Source organism: Nocardia sp. IFM 10818 (genome assembly GCF_054655275.1).
This window is the reverse complement of sequence record NZ_BAAHJH010000001.1, coordinates 1,488,379-1,506,205: the sequence shown is the minus strand read 5'-3', so window position 1 is coordinate 1,506,205 and position 17,827 is coordinate 1,488,379. Positions and strand designations below refer to the sequence as shown.

The 17,827-nt window shown below is 67.6% G+C and carries 14 protein-coding genes; 8 read left to right on the top strand and 6 right to left on the bottom strand.

Going from position 1 to position 17,827, the window contains the following annotated elements; translation table 11 throughout:
• Nucleotide 1: 1 nt before the first annotated feature.
• Nucleotides 2–1,534 carry a CoA-acylating methylmalonate-semialdehyde dehydrogenase gene (locus ACYQ5L_RS06605; RefSeq protein ID WP_459963341.1) on the bottom strand — a complete coding sequence of 511 codons (1,533 nt, stop codon included), beginning with the start codon at nucleotides 1,532–1,534 and terminating at the stop codon, nucleotides 2–4.
• Nucleotides 1,535–1,715: 181 nt separating this feature from the next.
• Between ACYQ5L_RS06605 and icmF the strand changes: the two genes are divergently transcribed.
• Nucleotides 1,716–4,943: a fused isobutyryl-CoA mutase/GTPase IcmF gene (gene icmF / locus ACYQ5L_RS06600; RefSeq protein ID WP_459956276.1), complete on the top strand. Its 3,228-nt coding sequence runs from the start codon at nucleotides 1,716–1,718 to the stop codon at nucleotides 4,941–4,943.
• Nucleotides 4,944–5,053: 110 nt separating this feature from the next.
• Complete coding sequence (locus ACYQ5L_RS06595) at nucleotides 5,054–6,115, top strand: amidohydrolase family protein (protein ID WP_459956274.1); 1,062 nt, start codon at nucleotides 5,054–5,056, stop codon at nucleotides 6,113–6,115.
• A 23-nt stretch (nucleotides 6,116–6,138) separates the two neighbouring features.
• Here ACYQ5L_RS06595 and ACYQ5L_RS06590 read toward each other — a convergent pair whose 3' ends face one another.
• Together ACYQ5L_RS06590 and ACYQ5L_RS06585 are read right to left on the bottom strand one after the other, a co-directional pair.
• Complete coding sequence (locus ACYQ5L_RS06590) at nucleotides 6,139–7,095, bottom strand: DUF2157 domain-containing protein (RefSeq protein ID WP_459956272.1); 957 nt, start codon at nucleotides 7,093–7,095, stop codon at nucleotides 6,139–6,141.
• 53 nt (nucleotides 7,096–7,148) lie between these two features.
• Nucleotides 7,149–7,550: a Dabb family protein gene (locus tag ACYQ5L_RS06585; protein WP_459956271.1), complete on the bottom strand. Its 402-nt coding sequence runs from the start codon at nucleotides 7,548–7,550 to the stop codon at nucleotides 7,149–7,151.
• Nucleotides 7,551–7,660: 110 nt separating this feature from the next.
• Here ACYQ5L_RS06585 and ACYQ5L_RS06580 point away from each other — a divergent pair, with 110 nt between their 5' ends.
• On the top strand, nucleotides 7,661–8,284 hold the full coding sequence (locus ACYQ5L_RS06580; RefSeq protein ID WP_459956269.1) for a TetR/AcrR family transcriptional regulator: 624 nt from the start codon (nucleotides 7,661–7,663) through the stop codon (nucleotides 8,282–8,284).
• Here the strand turns inward: ACYQ5L_RS06580 and ACYQ5L_RS06575 are convergent.
• Entirely contained in the window at nucleotides 8,269–8,946 is a 678-nt protein-coding gene (locus tag ACYQ5L_RS06575; RefSeq protein WP_459956267.1) for a TetR/AcrR family transcriptional regulator, read from the bottom strand. The two genes, ACYQ5L_RS06580 and ACYQ5L_RS06575, sit on opposite strands and share 16 nt — an antisense overlap.
• A 104-nt stretch (nucleotides 8,947–9,050) precedes the next feature.
• On the opposite strand from ACYQ5L_RS06575, the gene ACYQ5L_RS06570 reads away from it, so the two are divergent.
• Genes ACYQ5L_RS06570 through ACYQ5L_RS06555 form a run of 4 tightly spaced genes read left to right on the top strand, consistent with a single transcriptional unit; the run spans nucleotide 9,051 to nucleotide 13,033 of the window.
• A complete protein-coding gene (locus tag ACYQ5L_RS06570) occupies nucleotides 9,051–9,887 on the top strand; it encodes an SDR family NAD(P)-dependent oxidoreductase (protein ID WP_459956266.1) in 837 nt (278 codons plus the stop codon).
• A gap of 16 nt (nucleotides 9,888–9,903) precedes the next feature.
• A complete protein-coding gene (locus ACYQ5L_RS06565) occupies nucleotides 9,904–10,827 on the top strand; it encodes a ferritin-like domain-containing protein (protein WP_459956264.1) in 924 nt (307 codons plus the stop codon).
• Nucleotides 10,824–11,495, top strand: a complete 672-nt coding sequence (locus ACYQ5L_RS06560) for an NAD(P)/FAD-dependent oxidoreductase (protein WP_459956262.1) — start codon at nucleotides 10,824–10,826, stop codon at nucleotides 11,493–11,495. Before ACYQ5L_RS06565 ends, ACYQ5L_RS06560 begins: the two co-directional genes overlap by 4 nt.
• An 8-nt stretch (nucleotides 11,496–11,503) precedes the next feature.
• Complete coding sequence (locus ACYQ5L_RS06555; protein WP_459963340.1) at nucleotides 11,504–13,033, top strand: flavin-containing monooxygenase; 1,530 nt, start codon at nucleotides 11,504–11,506, stop codon at nucleotides 13,031–13,033.
• Between the two features lie 400 nt (nucleotides 13,034–13,433).
• Here the strand turns inward: ACYQ5L_RS06555 and ACYQ5L_RS06550 are convergent, their stop codons facing one another.
• Together ACYQ5L_RS06550 and ACYQ5L_RS06545 are read right to left on the bottom strand one after the other, a co-directional pair.
• Nucleotides 13,434–14,204: an SWIM zinc finger family protein gene (locus ACYQ5L_RS06550; RefSeq protein WP_459956260.1), complete on the bottom strand. Its 771-nt coding sequence runs from the start codon at nucleotides 14,202–14,204 to the stop codon at nucleotides 13,434–13,436.
• On the bottom strand, nucleotides 14,201–17,098 hold the full coding sequence (locus tag ACYQ5L_RS06545; RefSeq protein WP_459956258.1) for a DEAD/DEAH box helicase: 2,898 nt from the start codon (nucleotides 17,096–17,098) through the stop codon (nucleotides 14,201–14,203). The genes ACYQ5L_RS06550 and ACYQ5L_RS06545 overlap by 4 nt, the downstream gene beginning before the upstream one ends.
• Nucleotides 17,099–17,352: 254 nt before the next feature.
• Here ACYQ5L_RS06545 and ACYQ5L_RS06540 point away from each other — a divergent pair, with 254 nt between their 5' ends.
• Entirely contained in the window at nucleotides 17,353–17,715 is a 363-nt protein-coding gene (locus ACYQ5L_RS06540) for a hypothetical protein (RefSeq protein WP_379200199.1), read from the top strand.
• Nucleotides 17,716–17,827 lie beyond the last annotated feature (112 nt).

The following is a 17,827-nucleotide window of genomic DNA, read 5'->3' as shown; positions in this document are numbered from 1 at the left end:
ATCAGTCCATGGTCGGGATGACGAAGGCATTGCCGGCGGCGGAGCTCGCGGAGCCGCCCGAAAGCTGAGCCTTCATTCCCGCTGGCCAGCGCTGCGTCACCGTCTTGGTCTTGGTGTAGAAGCGGATGGAGTCCGGGCCGTGCTGGTTGAGATCGCCGAAGCCGGAACGCTTCCAGCCGCCGAAGGTGTGGTACGCGATCGGCACCGGGATCGGCACATTGATGCCGACCATGCCGACCTGCACGCGCGCGGCGAAGTCGCGGGCGGTATCGCCGTCGCGGGTGAAGATGGCGACGCCATTGCCGTATTCGTGCTCGTTCGGCAGGCGCAGCGCCTCCTCGTAGTCCTTGGCGCGCACCAGCGACAGCACCGGACCGAAGATCTCTTCCTTGTAGATCCGCATCTCCGGGGTGACCCGATCGAAAAGCGAAGCGCCCGCGAAGAATCCGTCCTCGCCGCCCGCCACGACCAGGCCGCGCCCGTCGATGACCAGTTCGGCGCCCTCATCGACACCGATCTGGACGTAGTTGTTCACCCGGTCCACGCCGTCGCGGCCGACCAGCGGGCCGAAGTCCGCGCCCGGATCGTCGGAGACGCCGACATTCAGCTTCTCGATGCGCTCGATCAGTTTGGCGCGCAGGCGATCCGCGGTCTCCTCGCCGACCGGCACCGCCACCGAGATGGCCATGCAGCGCTCACCGGCCGAGCCGTAGCCGGCGCCGATGAGCTGATCGGCCACATCATCGAGATCGGCGTCGGGCATCACGATGGCGTGGTTCTTGGCGCCGCCGAAGCACTGCGCCCGCTTGCCGTTCGCCGACGCGGTCTCGTAGATGTACTGCGCGATGGGCGTGGAGCCGACGAAGCCGACGGCCTTGATGCGCTCGTCGTGCAGCAGCGTGTCCACGGCCTCCTTGTCACCGTTGACCACGTTGAACACGCCCGCGGGCAGTCCGGCCTCGAGGAACAGCTCGGCCAGCCGCAGCGGCACCGAGGGATCGCGCTCGGACGGCTTGAGCACGAAGGCATTGCCGCAGGCCAGCGCCGGCCCGGCCTTCCACAGCGGGATCATGGCCGGGAAGTTGAACGGGGTGATGCCCGCGACCACGCCGAGCGGCTGCCGCATGGAGTACACGTCGATGCCGGTGCCGGCGCTCTCGGTGTACTCGCCCTTGAGCAGGTGCGGAATGCCGCACGCGAATTCGATGACCTCGAGCCCGCGCTGGATATCGCCCTTGGCGTCGGCAATGGTCTTGCCGTGCTCGGAGGACAGCAGCGCCGCGAGCGAGTCCATCTCGTCCTGCACCAGGGTCAGGAACTTCATGAGCACGCGCGCCCGCTTCTGCGGGTTGGTGGCCGCCCACTCCAGCTGTGCTTCGGCGGCATTGGCGATGACGGCCTCGGCCTCGGCCTTGGACGCCAGCGGCACCCGGGCCTGCACCTGACCGGTGCTGGGGTTGTAGACGTCGCCGAAGTTGCCGGACGTCCCGGGTACGTGCTGCCCGCCGATGAAGTGGGTGAGTTCGCGAACCATGCCAGTCCTGTCTGGGAGTGCCGTCGGCTCGCGCGCGCCGCGCGGCCGGTACTCGGTCACCATATAGTTGGACATCCAAGTAATTCTAGACGGTGGCACTGTGGCAGATCTCACCCTACGATTGATATGACGTCCTACTATCTGAACGTCAACGGAACCGGCCGTCCGCTTGGAGGATCCCGTGGCCGATCTGCATGTACCCACTCATCCGGTGCGGTTCGTGACCGCCGCGGCGCTGTTCGACGGCCATGACGCGGCCATCAACATCATGCGGCGCATCCTGCAGGGGCAGGGCGCCGAAGTCATACATCTCGGGCATAACCGGGCCGTGCGGGAGGTCGTGGACGCCGCGGTCACCGAGGACGTGCAGGGGGTGGCGGTCAGCTCGTATCAGGGCGGGCACATCGAGTACTTCGAGTACCTGGCGGCGGCGCTGCGGGAGGCCGGGGCGGGACACGTGAAGATCTTCGGCGGGGGCGGCGGGGTGATCGTCGCCGAGGAGATCGCGCGACTGGCCGAGTCCGGGGTGACCATCTTCTCGCCCGAGGACGGGCAGCGGCTGGGGTTGCCGGGGATGATCAACCGGCTGGTGGCCGAGTGCGATGTGGATCTGTCGGTGTCGCCCGCGGCGGTCGAGGCCGTGCTGAGCGGAGACCGAGCGGCCCTGGCGCGCACGCTGACCTGTCTGCAGCAAGGGGTGCTGCCGGAGCAGGATCTGGCCGCGCTGGCGGCGGCCGCCGGGGCGCGGCAGGTCCCGGTGCTCGGCATCACCGGTACGGGCGGGTCCGGAAAGTCCTCGCTCACGGATGAACTCGTGCGCCGGCTGCGCACCGATCAGCAGGACAAGCTGCGAGTGGCGGTGCTGGCGGTGGATCCCACCCGGCGGCGCGGGGGCGGGGCGCTGCTGGGCGACCGCATTCGCATGAACGCCCTCGACGGCGATCGGGTGTTCTTCCGGTCCCTGGCCACCCGGGGTGAGCGGGAGCTGCCGCACAATATCGATGCCATGGTGATCGCCTGCAAGGCAGCGGGATACGACCTGGTGATCCTGGAGACGCCGGGTATCGGGCAGGGCGATGCGGCGGTCGCCGAGCATGTGGACGTGGCGCTGTACGTGATGACGCCGGAATTCGGCGCGGCCTCCCAGCTCGAGAAGATCGACATGCTGGATTACGCGGATGTGGTGGCCATCAACAAGTTCGAGCGGCGCGGGGCCGAGGACGCGCTGCGGGACGTATCGCGCCAGCTCATCCGCAATCGCGAGGAGTTCCATGCCGCGCCGGAGGACATGCCGGTATTCGGCACCAGCGCCGCCACTTTCAACGACGACGGGGTGACGGCGCTCTATCAGCATCTGAGCGGATTGCTCGGCGAGCACGGGCTGCGGCTGGAAGAGGGCGTGCTGCCGCGGGTGACCACCCGGGCCTCGACACGGTTCGCGCAGATCATCCCGCCGGCGCGGGTGCGCTATCTGGCGGAGATCGCGGAAACGGTGCGGGACTATCACTCCGAGACCGCCGAGCAAGTGGCGGCCGCACAGCGCGTGCAGCGACTGGAGCGGGTAGTCGCCGACTTGGAGGCCCACTCGTCATCCCGGGCGGGCGGCGAGGTAGCCGAGTTGCTGGAGCAGGCGCGCACCGAGCTGTCGCCGGAAGATGCGGCACTGCTGGCAGCGTGGCCCGCGGTGGCGGAGTCCTATCGGGGCGAGGAGCAGGTGGTGCGGGTGCGCGATCGGGAGTTGCGCACGACATTGCGCCGGGAAACCTTGTCCGGCAGCTCGATTCCGCGGGTGGCGCTCCCTCGCTACACCGATCACGGTGAGCTGCTGCGATTCCTGCGCTCGGAGAACCTGCCGGGCCGCTTCCCGTTCACCGCGGGCGTGTTCGCGTTCAAGCGGGACAACGAGGATCCGGCGCGTATGTTCGCCGGTGAGGGCGATGCCTTCCGCACCAATCGGCGGTTCAAGATCCTGTCCGAACATGCCGAGGCCAAACGGCTTTCGACCGCATTCGACTCGGTGACGCTGTACGGGCACGATCCGGCCGAGCGACCCGATATCTACGGCAAGGTCGGCACCTCCGGGGTGTCCATCGCCACCGTCGAGGATATGAAGGCGCTCTACGACGGCTTCGACCTGGACGCGCCGTCCACCTCGGTGTCCATGACCATCAACGGTCCCGCGCCGACGATTCTGGCGTTCTACCTCAATACCGCCATCGACCAGGCGCTGGAACAGTTCTCGGCCGCCGAGGGCCGCGAGCCCACCGCCGAGGAGGCGGCGCGGCTGCGCGCCGAGACGCTGGCCACCGTGCGCGGCACCGTGCAGGCCGACATTCTCAAGGAGGATCAGGGCCAGAACACCTGCATCTTCTCCACCGAATTCAGCCTGCGCATGATGTCCGACATCCAGGAATGGTTCGTGCGCAACAGCGTCCGCAACTTCTACTCGGTGTCCATCTCCGGCTATCACATCGCCGAGGCCGGGGCGAATCCGATCAGCCAGCTGGCCTTCACGCTGGCCAACGGATTCACCTATGTCGAGGCGTATCTCGCGCGCGGCATGCACATCGACGACTTCGCGCCGAATCTGTCGTTCTTCTTCTCCAATGGCATGGATGCCGAGTATTCGGTCATCGGCCGTGTCGCCCGGCGCATCTGGGCGATCGCCATGCGCGACAAGTACGGGGCCAACGAGCGTTCGCAGAAGCTCAAGTACCACATTCAGACCTCCGGCCGCTCACTGCACGCACAGGAGATGAACTTCAACGACATTCGCACCACGCTGCAGGCGCTGATCGCCGTCTACGACAACTGCAACAGCCTGCACACCAATGCCTACGACGAGGCCGTGACCACCCCCACCGCGGAATCGGTGCGGCGGGCGTTGGCGATTCAGCTCATCATCAACCGGGAGTGGGGGCTGGCGATGAACGAGAATCCCCTGCAGGGCAGCTTCATCATCGATGAGCTCACCGATCTGGTGGAAGAGGCGGTGCTGCGCGAATTCGAGCGGATCAGCGAGCGCGGCGGCGTGCTGGGGGCCATGGAGACCGGGTATCAGCGCGGCCGCATCCAGGACGAATCCATGCTGTACGAGCGGCGCAAGCACGATGGCAGCCTGCCCATTGTCGGCGTCAACACCTTCCGCGGCACGGGCGGCGAGGAGCATCGGGTGCTGGAATTGGCGCGCGGCACCGAGGAGGAGAAGCAATCGCAGCTCCAGCGGGTGCGCGAATTCACCGAACGGCATCGCGACGAGGCCCCTGCCGCGCTGGCCAGGCTGGCCGCGGCCGCCGGTGGGGACGACAATGTCTTCGAAGTCCTCATGGACGCCGCGCGGGTCTGCACCCTGCAGCAGATCACCGACACGTTCTTCACCGTCGGCGGGCAGTATCGCCGTAACGTGTGACCCGTCGTCGGCGCATTGGCCGGTCCGAATCCGGCTCTCCCAGGGTCCCCGCGTGGAACAATCCGGAACAGGCCGACCCGGATGAAAGGGACAGCATGGACCTCACGGGCATGACAGTCGTCGATGCGCACATCCATCAGTGGGACCCGCTGACCACGCCGCGGGAATTCAGCGGGATCGCCAGGCTCTTCAAGTACCTGCCCGTTCCCGTCGATGTGGCCAAGCGGCTGGCGCCCAAGCGGGACCGCGAATTCGTCGGCGATCCCACGCCGTTCGTGCACCCGTATCTGCCCGCCGACTACCGCACCGATGCCGGTGACGTGCCCGTCGAGGCCATCGTGCACATCGAGGTCGAATGGGTCGCCAAGAAGCCACTCGGCCGGGCCGATGAGACCCGGTGGGTGGCGAGCCTGCCATTCGGGGTGGACACGCCCGCGCTGGGAGCCATTGTCGGCGCGGCGGATCCGGCCGCGCCCGGCTTCGCCGAACTGCTCGATGCGCACCGGTCCGCCTCACCGCTGTTCCGTGGCATCCGCACCCGGGTGGAACACCATCCCGACTCCGGTATCCGTTCGCACTGCAAACAGCCTGGGGCCCTCACCGCCCCCGCATTCCTGGACGGTTTCGCCGCACTCGCCGAACGCCGCCTGTCCTTCGAGGCGTGGGTGTACTCCCAGCAGCTGCCCGAGGTCACCGCGCTGGCGCAGCGCTATCCGGACGCCGGCATCGTCCTCGACCATCTCGGCACGCCCGCGGGGATTTTCGGGCCGGTCGGCAAGCGCACCGGCCGCAATCCGGGCGAACGGCGCGAGCTGTTCATCCGCTGGCGCGACGATCTCACCGCCCTGGCCGCGCACCCGAATGTGGTGGCCAAGATCAGCGGCCTCATGATGCCCATCCTCGGCCATCCGGTCCCGCCGCGCGGCGCCCCCACCCCGGTCCCGGAACTGGTCGAGCGCATCTCCCCCATGCTGCATCACGCCTATGACGTCTTCGGCGCCGACCGCCTGCTGTGGGGCTCGAACTTCCCGGTGGACAGGGCGATTACGAGCATCGGCAATGCGGCCGAGGCCATTGCCACCGCCCTCGCCGCCCACGGCGCCGACGACAAGGCCGTCGAGCAAATCTTCCGCGCCAATGCCCAGCGGCTCTATCGCATCGACGATTTCTGAATCCGCGCAGGTCCCGGGGCCGCTCACGTGCGATCGCGCGTGAGCCGGAACCCGGCGAAGCCGAGGACGACGGCTCCGACGAGCAGGACCACGGCGGCCAGTCCGACGGCCTGGTCGAACAATTCCCAAATCGCCTGCAGCACAGCGATAGTGACGCAGATGCCACCGCCGATCACCAGCACCGGATTGCGCTCCGCACTGTAGAGAGCGAAACAGGTCACGGCCACGAGCAGGGTGAGAGCGACCGCCCAGCCCACGTGCGTGTCCTCGGCGAGGATCCCGCCGACAATGCCGGTCAGGATGGCTACCCCGTAGCCCGCCCACGCGGGCGCCGCACGACCGGATCGCGTGACCGCGAACCAGATTCCGCTGAGCGCCACGAATCCGACGGCCCCCCAGATCTCGTCGAGATCGGCCCAATCCATGATGACCCCGCCGACCGCGGCCCCGCCGAAGAACGCGACGGCGAGCAGCCCGATCAGCGAGGGCAACGCCGCATAACCCGCAATGGCGCACAGCGCGCCCACCACCGCGGCCGCCACCCACGCCTCGTCGTCACCACGACCGTCGAGGGCGAACCCCACCAGCGAGGTGAAGGCGATGGTCGCCACCACGAACAACACCGCGGCCAACCGCGTCGGCACCGAATGCGCGCCCCCACCCCGCCGGAACAACCCCTTCGGCCCACCCGCCAGCCAGATACCGGCGCCGGTCGTCCCCAGCGCGATCACCGCCAGCACCAACACCCGACTGAGCCTGCCGAGATCCTCCCACGACGAGTCCACCAGCATCAGCAGCCCGCCCAATACCAACCCGGCCCCGGCATACGCGGCGATCTCGGCAATCACCCGCCCACCCGACGCCCGCGCTGCCCGCTCCTGTTCCAGAGCCGCCAGCACCGCATCCCGCTGCGCGCCGGTCAGCACCCCCTGGTCGACCAACCGCCCCAGCACGGCCCCCACCGAATGATCAACTGTCATATCCGATTATCGCTGCGCAGCGGATTTCGCAACGAAGACTCGCCCGGCTGCCTTCAGGCGATGCGCACCTCGGGGATGGTGGCCATCAGTTCCGCCCATTCCGGGTACATCTCGGACTTGCGCCGATGCATCTCCATGATCTTGGCGCCGAGCGCCGGATCCGGATCGTCGGACAAATCCGGTCCGATGGCGAGCTTCGCGAAGTGCGGGGCGATAACCGGGTCACCCGCCAGGTGCGCCGGATCGTGCATATAGCGCTCCAGCGCGTCGAGGTCCTCGATGCCGACGCAATAGGCGTGGGTGAAACCCTCGGACGGGTCTCCCAGGTTCTGCCCGACAGTCGAGAAGCGCACCGATTCGACGGCGGCGGTGCGGCGCATGGTGGCCAGCACCTCGGCGCGCTGCTCCTCGGTGGTCTCGTCGCGGAATCGGAAACGCAGCACGTGAACGATCATGAATCCTTCAGCAATTGAACTTACTGGTTCAATCTAATGAACTAACCGGATAGTCCACAAGACCGGACCCAGAAGTCCACCACCGACAGCGACCGGGCTACGCTGCGAGGGTGGCAGCACCGGCACGAGGTCGCATCGACAAGCGGCAGCAGATTCTGGAAGCCGCATTCGCGGTCTTCGCGCGGCGCGGGTACGCCCAGACCTGCGTGCAGGAGATCGCCGACGCCGCGGGCGTGGCCAAACCGACGGTGTACAACCACCTCACCGACAAGGGCACGCTGTTCCGGGAGGCGCTGCTGGCGGCGGCGGATGCGGTGGGCTCGGAAACCCTTGCCGCCGTGGATCCGCTGCGGGATACCGGCGGCGATCCGCGACCGGCGTTCACCGATTCGGCTTATCGCCTGCTCCAGACATGCTCGAGTGAACGCGGCAGGTCCCTGCACCGGCTCGCCTACGCCCAGGCCGATGAGTTCGCCGACCTGGCCGCGGAAGTACAGCAGCGCACCGCGATTCGGCTGCGCGAGGCGCTCGCCGATAGGCTGGCGCGGCTGGCGCTGGCCGGGCGGCTACGGCCGTGCGATCCGGAAACAGCCGCGGAACAGTATCTGGCGCTGCTCACCGGCCCGCTGGAAACCCGATCACGCCTGGGCGCCCGTAGGATTCCGGCCGCCGAACTGCGCGCCATCGCCGACGCGGCGACCGATACCTTCCTGCGCGCCTACGCTCCGGACTGATCCGCGGGGCGGTCGGGCAGAGCCAGGTAGCGGGCGCCGAGGAGGTCGGCGGTGCGGGTGACGTGGTCGATGATGTGGTCGGTGTCGGCGGCGATGGTTCCGGTGCGCCATGCGGTCAGGAGTTCGGTGAAGCCGCCTATGCCCATGAGGACGCCCATGCGGAGGTCGGATTCGTCGACACCGGGGCGGAGGTACGGGCGGCCGGTAGCGATCAGGAGGTCGGTGGCCTCGGTGAGGGTGGATTTGCGGCGTTCCTCGAGGATGCGGCTGCCGGCGTGGTTGCCGAAGAGGATGCGGGCGGGACCGTCGGATTGCAGGCCGACGGCGCGGGCTATGGCCAGGTGCAGGATGTCGAGTGGAGGGAGATCCAGGTTTTCGGCGACCACGGCGGAGAGTTCGCCGAAGACTTCGAAGCACACCTCGTCCCAGACCGCGGCCAGGAGTTCGTCGCGGTCGGCGAAGTGCTCGTAGAAGTAGCGGTCATTGAGGCCGACGCGATGGCAGATGCCGCGCATGGTCACCGCGGCCCAGCCGTTTTCGAGCCAGATGTCCAGGGCCGCGGCGACTATGCGGCGGCGGCGTTCGGCGCGGCGCTCCTCCTGGGTCCGACCGCCCCAGGTTCCGCTCCGCCTCCCCGGGCCTGCCGGTGCGCGCACGTCCATGGTTGACAAAATAGCGCACCGAGCGCCTAATTGGTGGCAGGCGCGGCCAATGGGGGCAGATGCCACCAATTGACTGCCCGGATGGCCTCTCTCCGGGAGTTCTCATGCGACTCAACCCATTCGGCGGAGCACGCCGGACTCGGCAGGCGGACGCGGTGGTGACCGGCGCCGGCAGCGGCATCGGCCGCGCCTTCGCGATCGAGCTCGCCCAGCGCGGCGGACGGGTGATCTGCTCCGACATCGATGGCGATCGAGCGCGCGAGACCGTCGAAATAATCGGTGACGCGGGCGGAAAGGCCTTCGACACGCTCTGCGATGTGAGCCGGAGCGATGCGGTCGCCGACCTCGCCGACACCGCCGAACAGTGGTTCGGGAAACCCGCGGACATCGTGATCAACAATGCCGGGATCGGACGCGGCGGCACCGTGATCGGCGATGCGCCGCTGCGCGAATGGCATGAAGTCCTGGATGTGAACCTGTGGGGCGTCATCCACGGCTGCCACGTCTTCGCGCCCCGGATGCGCACCGCCGGGCACGGCGCCATCGTGAATGTCGCCTCCGCGGCCGCCTTCGCCGCCGGACCGCGCATGGCCGCCTACAACGTGAGCAAGGCCGGGGTGCTGGCGCTGTCGGAGACCCTCGCGGCCGAACTCGCGGGCACCGGCGTGAGCGTCACCGTGCTGTGCCCCACCGGGGTGAAAACCAATATCCTGGAAGGCGTTTCGCTGCCCGACGACGCCATGGCGCGCTGGGGCGAGCGGCTGCTGCGCTGGACCGAGCGCCCGCCCGCGCCGATCATCCGCGACACCCTCGACGCCGTGGACCGCGGCCGGCTCTACGTGGTGCCGCAGATCGAGGCCAAGCTCATCTGGCAGTCCAAACGGCTACTGCCCGCACCCTATACCCGCGCCGCCGGATTACTGGAACGGCTGGCCCGGTAGCCGAGGAGTCAGAACAATGGCGTTCGCATATTCCGACATGCTCACGGTCATCAAGGACCGGCAGTGGGCCCTGGCCGATATCGACTGGGACGCACCGGGAGCCGAGCTCATCACCGATGAACAGCGGCCGCGGCTCGCGACGTTCATGGCCGATCTGGTGTGGATCGAGCACGTGGGCGCGCGGGGTTTCGCGGCGCTCACGCTGCGCGCGCCCGAAGGGCCGCTCAAGGAGATCTACCGGTACTTCCACGCCGAGGAGCAGAAGCACGCCAATGCCGAACTCGCGCTCATGCGGCGCTGGGGCATGCTCGACGGTGACGCGATGCCCTTGCCCAACAAGAATATCCGGCTCGTCATCGAGTGGGTGGACCGGTACGGCGACGGACTGTCACTGCCGGTGCTGGGCACGGTCATCCCGTCGCTGGAGTGCGCGCTCGACGGCGCGCTGGTGAAATTCCTGCTGGACGAGGTCCAGGATCCGGTGTGCCACGAGGTATTCCGGCACATCAACAGCGACGAGTCGCGGCATCTCGCGGTCGGATTCCAGGTCCTGGAACAGCTCGGGGCCGGGCCGATGCGGCGAATCGCCATCGAGACGGCCGGTTTCGCGCTGCGGCCGACCTTCCTGCTGGGCGCGCTGCTCTACACCCCGCTGCTGTCTCGTATGGCCGCCAACATCATGGCAATGGGCCTCGACGAGGAGAAGCTGTGGAATGCGGTGCGCCGCTACGAGAAAGCGGGCGAACGCGAGCCGAACATCAAACGCTTGCCGCTCTACCATGTGGTGCGCACCCACGGCATTGCCACCATCAATCGCTGGCAGCCGATCCAGGCCGTCAATGACACCCTCAACAAGGCGATCGACCGCTTCCCGGTGACGGTGCTCGGCAAGCCGCCGACCTGGTCGCGGGGACTGACCTACGAACCGGTGGAGAAATGACCTCCCCCGCCCGCCGCCGCAGCGTCGAATCCTTCACCGGGCCGCAGATCCATTGCACCCGCTGGCGCGACGAGGTTCCGCTCACCGGGCGCAGCGTGGCGGTGATCGGCAGCGGTGCGGCCGTCGCACGGGTCCTGCCGCCCGTCGTCGACCTGGCCCGCAAAGTGACCGTGTTCCAGCACGATCCGGTGTGGGTATTGCCTTGGCCCGAACTGCCCGGTGCACGCGAACTGGTGCTGCTCCTGCCCGACGATCTCCTCGGCTCGCTGCCGGCCGGCCTCTCTCGTCATTCCGGCGCGCTCTCGGCCGGAATCCACCAACAGCCGCCGAGCCATCCGGGGTATGGATCCCGGCCGAAAGCACGCCGGGATGACAGGATTGGCCGACTCGCACGCCTCGGTTTGCACCGGGTCGGGGCCGCGGTGCTGCGCCGTGTCGCCACTGCGAATCTCCGTGTGCAAGTACCGGATCCGTGGCAACGGAGACAGCTGACCCCCGATATGACGGCCGGGGTGCGACTGCACAACCACTACTACCGGGCCCTGCGGCGGCCCAGTTGCAAGCTCGTCACCTGGCCGGTCGCCCGGCTCGCCCCGCTCGGTGTGCGCACCGTGGACGGGATCGAGCATCGGGTGGACCTGATCATTCACGCGGAGGACATACCGTGAACAGCACCGTGGTCGACCACGAGATCATTGTCATCGGGGCCGGGTTCTCGGGTATCGGGATCGCGATCGCATTGCGTAAGGCGGAGTTCGACGATTTCCTCATGGTGGACGATGCCGACGGGGTGGGCGGGACATGGCATTGGAATACCTATCCCGGTATCGCGGTGGATATTCCGTCGTTCAGCTATCAGTACTCGTTCGAGCAGCGGCGTACTTGGTCGCGAGTGTACGCGCCGGGGCGGGAACTGAAGGCTTATGCCGAGCACTGTGTGCGGAAGTACGGGTTGCGGCCGCGGATTCGGTTCGGCACCAGCATTGTTCGCGCGGATTTCGACGACGAGTTGCATTTGTGGCGGTTGCGAACCGGCGGCGGGGAGGAACTCACCGCGCGGTTCGTGATCGCGGCGACCGGGGTGCTGACGCGACCCAAGATGCCCGACATTCCGGGAGTGGAACGGTATTCCGGTGTCACCATGCACACCTCGCGGTGGGATCACGGGCTGGACCTGCGCGGGAAGCGGGTGGGGATCATCGGCACGGGGGCGTCGGCGGTTCAGGTGATTCCGGAGATCGCGCCCGCGGTGGCCGAGCTCGTGGTGTTCCAGCGCACTCCGATCTGGTGCCTGCCGCGGCCGGATGCGCCTTTGCCGTCGGCGGTTCGAGGGCTCATGCGGTTGCCCGGCGGTCAGTTGCTCACCCGGGCGCTCAGCCAGGCGTTCGTGGAGCTCACCTTTCCGCTGTCGGCGCATTACTACAAGGTGCTGCCGGGGGTGGTGAAACTGGGTGAGCGGTCCGGGCTCGCGCATTTGAAGCAGCAGGTGCACGATCCGGTGGTTCGGGACAAGCTCACGCCGCGGTATGCGCTCGGCTGTAAACGGCCGTCGTTCTCCAATGACTATTTGAAGACGTTCAATCGGGAGAACGTTGTGCTGGAGACCGATCCGATTACAGAGATCACGGGGACGGGGGTGCGTACTCACCGGGCCCACCACGAAGTCGACGTGCTGATCATGGCCACCGGCTTCAAGGTGATGGAATCCGGGAATATGCCGACCTTCGACCTGCACGGCAGTGACGGGCTCCGGCTCGAGGAGTGGTGGGACAGCCACCGTCTGCAAGCCTATGAAGGCGTGAGCGTCCCGGGATTTCCCAACTTCTTCAGTGTTATCGGACCTTATGGGTATAACGGGGCGTCCTACTTCACGCTTATCGAACTGCAGACTCGTCATATTCTGCGGTTGCTTCGGCGGGCTCGGCGTGATCGCGCTACTCGTGTCGAGGTCACTCGTGAAGCCAATGACCGGTATTTCCAGGAAATGCTGAATCGGCGTGGGACACAGGTTTTCTGGCAGGACAGCTGTGCGCTGGCGAACAGTTACTACTTCGACAAGAACGGGGATGTGCCGTTGCGGCCTATGAGTACTGTTGAGGCGTTTTGGCGGGCGGGGCATTTCGATCTGGGGGATTACCGGTTCGAGAAGACCGGCGAGCGGCGGGATGTGGCGGGGGGGTTGGCAAAGCGGGCTGGGCTGGTCTGATCAGGGACGCTCGTGGCTGTGTTTAATTGCCTCCGCTTCGCTCCGGCGGGGTTCGGGGCCTGGAGGTCTCGATTTTTCCCTCCCTCCGCGCACGCCGGAGCTCCTCCGCTTCGCTCCCCCGCTCCGACGCACGCTCCACTCAGTCCAAAATCGAGACGGCCCCGAACCCACACAGTTGATGCACCAACTGTCATCCCTACCGTTCATTGACAGTTCGCCTGCGGCGGACCAACACACAAGCACACCGGCTGGGGACCAGACGGGCTCGTGTCCGCACCAGCTGGAAATCGCACCAGCTGGAAATCGCACCAGCTTGCGACCGGACCAGCTTGCGACCGGACGGACTGGGGACCAGACCGGCTGGTGACCCGACGGGCTGGGGACCAGACAGGCTGGTCTATCAGTCGTCGAGGGCGCGATAGAGGGCGCGGAGTTGTCTTAGGCCGGATTCGGCGGTTTGCTCGTCCTCGGCGGTCATCCGCAGGGCTTGCCGAAGCAGCACAGCATCGAGATCTTCCGGAGCTGGGCGGTATTCCGGTTTCGGCGGCTTCGGGAGGGCGAGTTCGTCCCCGTACAGGTCAGCATTGTCGACGGCCGCCGTCTCGCGCTCGACGCTGCCGATGAGGGCGTCGAGTTTGATGCCGCGCAGGGTCAGCAGGTCGCCCGGGTGTTCGTCGAGGCGTTCGGCGATGACGTAGCAGATCGCGGCCACGTGTTTGCACGGCCAGCCGGAATCCGGGCAGGTACAGGAGAAATCCAATTCCGACGCCGTGGTGGGCAGCAACAGTGGCGCCAGTCCGTGGGGCAGGGTGCCGGAGGCGATTTCGCCGAGCATGCCGGGGGTGGCGCGGACCAGGGCCACCAGTTCGGCCAGGCGTTCGTCGCGAAGCTGTCGCATGGTCAGCACCGAGATGAAGGGGCGGGGCTGGCTGCCTTGGACTTCCGCGCTGACCGCGCCCGGTTCCAGGCGGTAGCTGATGACCTGGCCGGTGCGGGCGTACGAGCGTCCGCGGGTCAAGCGGCCGGCGTCGGCGACGTCTTCGATGGCTTCGAGGAACGAACGGCCCCACCAGGTTTTGGCGAAGGCGGCGCCGCGGCGGCTGCGGGCGGCGACGCCGCCCTTGACGGGCCGGCGGGGGCCGAATTCCGAATAGTCGATGTGGGCGTTCATTCGCCGACCGCCTCGGCGCCGAGTGCGAGCAATGCACGCAGGTCGTCATCCCCGAGTTCGGTGATCCACTTCTCGCCCGCGCCGACGGTCAGATCAGCGAGTTGCCGCTTGCCCTTCAGCATGTCGTCGACGCGTTCCTCGATGGTGTCCACGCACACCAGTTTGCGGACCTGCACATCGCGGCGCTGACCGATGCGGAACGCGCGGTCGGTGGCCTGGTTCTCCACCGCCGGATTCCACCAGCGGTCCAGGTGCACAACGTGATTGGCGGCCGTGAGATTCAGTCCGGTGCCACCCGCCTTGAGCGACAGCAGCATCAATGGCGGGCCGTCTGCGGACTGGAAGTTCTCGACCATGGCGTCCCGGCGCTGTTTGCTCACGCCGCCGTGCAGGAATGGCACCTCGGTGCCGAACCGCTCGGACAGGAAAGGGGCCACCAGATCACCGAATTCGGCGAACTGGGTGAACAGCAGCGCACGCTCCCCATCGGCGATGACCGACTCCAGAATGTCCTCCACCAGCGCCAGCTTTCCGGAGCGATGATGGCCCCGGCGCAGCAGTGCGGACCCGTCGCTCAGGTAGTGGGCGGGGTGGTTGCACACCTGCTTGAGGCGGGTGAGCGCCGCCAGCACCGCGCCCTTGCGTTCCATCCCCTTGGCGGACTTGAGCTTGGCGGACATATCGTCCAGCACCGCTTGATACAGCGCCGCCTGCTCCACGGTCAGATTGGCCCGCACCGTCATCTCGATCTTGTCCGGCAGGTCCGAGATCACCTTCGGGTCGGTCTTCACCCGCCGCAGTACGAACGGCGACGTAATGGCGCGCAGCCGGGTGATGGCGTTCTCGTCGCGCTCCCGCTCGATCGGCACCGCGAAGCGGGCGTGGAAATCCGCGGGGCGGCCCAGCAGTTTCGGATTGGCGAAATCCAGGATCGAGCGCAGCTCCTCCAGCCGGTTCTCCACGGGGGTTCCGGTGAGCGCCAGCCGATGCCGCGCCGGCACCAGCCGCGCCGCCCGCGACTGCCGGGTCCCGGCATTCTTGATGTGCTGCGCCTCGTCCAGCGCCACCCGCTGCCAGGACTGCCGCTTCAGCTCCTCCACATCCCGCGCCAGCAGGGCGTAGGTGGTGATCACCAGATCCGAATCCGCCACCGCCGCATCGAATTCCGCACCAGAACGCCGACCCGCCCCGTGATGCACCAGCACCCGCAGGTCCGGCGCGAACCGCTCCGCCTCGCGCTGCCAGTTGCCCACCACGGACATGGGGCAGACCAGCAAGGTCGGTTCGACCGCCGACGCATCCTCGGATGCCGTTGCCGCAGCGGCCTTTTCACGCTCGTGCACGAGCAGCGCCAGTACCTGCACGGTCTTGCCCAGACCCATGTCGTCGGCGAGGATCGCGCCGCAGCCCAGGCGGCTCATGGTGGCCAGCCAGGCCAGGCCGCGCAGCTGGTACGGGCGCAGCTGCGCCTTCAATCCGACCGGCTCCGCGACCGGCTCCACCGCACGTTCGGCATCGAAAAGCTGTGCGGCCCAACCGGTCGCGGAGACGTCCTCGAGCGGGACGCCGATCACCGGGTGCGCGGACAGCTCGGCGAACAGCCCGCCGATGGTGGTCTCGGTGGCATCGGTGCGGCCCGCCACATAGTCGGCCGCCGCGGCCAGCATCCGATGGTCGGCCTGCACCCACTCCCCGCGCAATTGCACGAGATCCGATTTCGACCGCACCAGCCGCGCCATCTCCGCCGGTGACAGCACCGTATCCCCGAGCGCGAGCTCCCAGCGGAAGGACACCAAACCCGTGAGCCCGACGGCGCTTTCGCTCGCGGGCGGACTCTGCACCTGCAGGCGCAAACTGGGTGCGGCTATTCGCCAGGCACGCGGCAGCAGCAGTTTCACGCCCGCGTCCCGGAGCACGGCCGCCCCGTGCGCGACCAGATCCATGACCACCTCGGTCGGCAGGAACAGATCCAGGCTGCGGTCATCGCTGGGCAGGTCCCGCAGGCGCGGATAGGCGTGCTTGGCGGCCGCCAGCTTCTCCCCCGCCGTGCGCACCATCTGCGGATCACCGGGGAGCAGCACCGGTTGCGGCGCCTCGCCCTCACTGCGCAGGCACACCTCCAGCCGCCACAGCCCGCCCTCGTCCTCGGTATCGGGCTCGAGCAGCCGCAACAGCAGTTCCGGCTCGTCCACGGTGATGCTGGTGCGCCAATCCTCGAGCACCGCCGCCGCCCGATGCGAGCCGCTCGCCAGCGGCGCGGCCCCGAGCAGGGCGCTGAGCAGCGGATGCGCCGGCGATTCCGCGAGACCGAGCCCGCCGCCCACGGCCACCACCGCCGCCGAACCGTCCGCGGCGGCGGCCGGCAGCCGGGGCATGATGCGCAGGCGCGCGATCGGATCGGCGAGCTCGCCGGTCAGATGCTCCAGCACCTCGGCCGGACTGCCCGCGATCTGCAGGGCCGGGGGCATGGCCACGGCCAGTTCGGCCAGCCAGGCGCGCTGCCGCCGGCCGCCCACCAGGCGCCAGCGCACCCACCATTCCCCGTCGTCGCGGCGCATTTCCGGCACGATCCGCCCGGCTCGGACCCAGCGGTCCACACCGCGCGCCACATGCGCCAGATACCGCAGATCCCCGGCCACCGCACCGGCCGGCAGCTCTTGCAACAGCACCTCCGCCGCCCGCTCCGGCGCCAGCGCATGCGCCTTGACCTGCGTTTTCTCCGGCCCGTTCGGCCCGGGGACCAGGACCTGCGCCCGGTGCCGGAACTTCGCGGCCCGCACGATCGCCCCCAGCGGATCGGGCAGCGTCACGGCGTCGATGGCTGCCATGGCGTCACCGTCCGGGTCGTGCCACAGCACCAATCCCGACCCGGGCGACCACAATCCGTGCAGCATTCGACCATCCAATCAGCCCGCACCGACAGCGCCGCCGGGACCCGTGGCCACCCACCGGCGGAAGTCCGGCAAATCACCACCCCTACCAGGTCTTTATTTCTGGCCGATATCGGAACATACTGGAATAACCGCAGGTCATCGCATACGGCGATATCAGCTGTGCTCAGCGCAGCCGTCATGCGGGGTGCACCCGATAATCAACCGCGACTCAATCCGGAGCCGTGGCACTTTCGATACCGAGGGAGGCCGTGAAGATGACGATTCTGCTCCAAGTGCTCGAGCAGAGCTTCACGCCGACGACGCCGTGGGAACGACGAAAGTTCACATTCGTCGATACGACAAAAATTGTGGGGATGCGCCTGGACGGCCAATCCGGGGTGTGGCTGGACCTGTCCCGGCCGGGGGAATCACAGCGGCTGGCGCGCACCGCCGATCCACGCGATGCCATCGCTTTCCTGCTCGCCACTTTCGCCAAGATCGCCGAATGCGAGGAGCGCGGCGGATCCTGGCTGATCGGCCACGACGGCTGCCGGGTGGATTCCATCGCGGCCACCAGGTTCCCGCCCCAGCTCTCCGAAACCGCGGCGGACGACCTCTTGGCGCACGCCTGGTTGTAGCCGAACCCAACTCTCGGGAGCTCTCAGGGGCTTCGCCCCCGAACCCCCTTCCCCGAGCTCCCAGGAGTCTTCACAAGCTCCGCCTTCGAATCCCATGCAGGACTTCCGCCGG

Excerpts from the sequence above, each read along its gene's own strand:
- ACYQ5L_RS06550 (WP_459956260.1), bottom strand. The coding sequence starts at position 14,204 with ATGAACGCCCACATCGACTATTCGGAATTCGGCCCCCGCCGGCCCGTC.
- ACYQ5L_RS06540 (WP_379200199.1), top strand. The coding sequence starts at position 17,353 with ATGACGATTCTGCTCCAAGTGCTCGAGCAGAGCTTCACGCCGACGACG.
- ACYQ5L_RS06560 (WP_459956262.1), top strand. The coding sequence starts at position 10,824 with ATGACCTCCCCCGCCCGCCGCCGCAGCGTCGAATCCTTCACCGGGCCG.
- ACYQ5L_RS06585 (WP_459956271.1), bottom strand. The coding sequence starts at position 7,550 with ATGATCGTTCACGTGCTGCGTTTCCGATTCCGCGACGAGACCACCGAG.
- ACYQ5L_RS06545 (WP_459956258.1), bottom strand. The coding sequence starts at position 17,098 with ATGCTGCACGGATTGTGGTCGCCCGGGTCGGGATTGGTGCTGTGGCAC.
- ACYQ5L_RS06565 (WP_459956264.1), top strand. The coding sequence starts at position 9,904 with ATGGCGTTCGCATATTCCGACATGCTCACGGTCATCAAGGACCGGCAG.
- ACYQ5L_RS06590 (WP_459956272.1), bottom strand. The coding sequence starts at position 7,095 with ATGACAGTTGATCATTCGGTGGGGGCCGTGCTGGGGCGGTTGGTCGAC.
- ACYQ5L_RS06595 (WP_459956274.1), top strand. The coding sequence starts at position 5,054 with ATGACAGTCGTCGATGCGCACATCCATCAGTGGGACCCGCTGACCACG.
- ACYQ5L_RS06575 (WP_459956267.1), bottom strand. The coding sequence starts at position 8,946 with ATGGACGTGCGCGCACCGGCAGGCCCGGGGAGGCGGAGCGGAACCTGG.
- ACYQ5L_RS06570 (WP_459956266.1), top strand. The coding sequence starts at position 9,051 with ATGCGACTCAACCCATTCGGCGGAGCACGCCGGACTCGGCAGGCGGAC.
- ACYQ5L_RS06605 (WP_459963341.1), bottom strand. The coding sequence starts at position 1,534 with ATGGTTCGCGAACTCACCCACTTCATCGGCGGGCAGCACGTACCCGGG.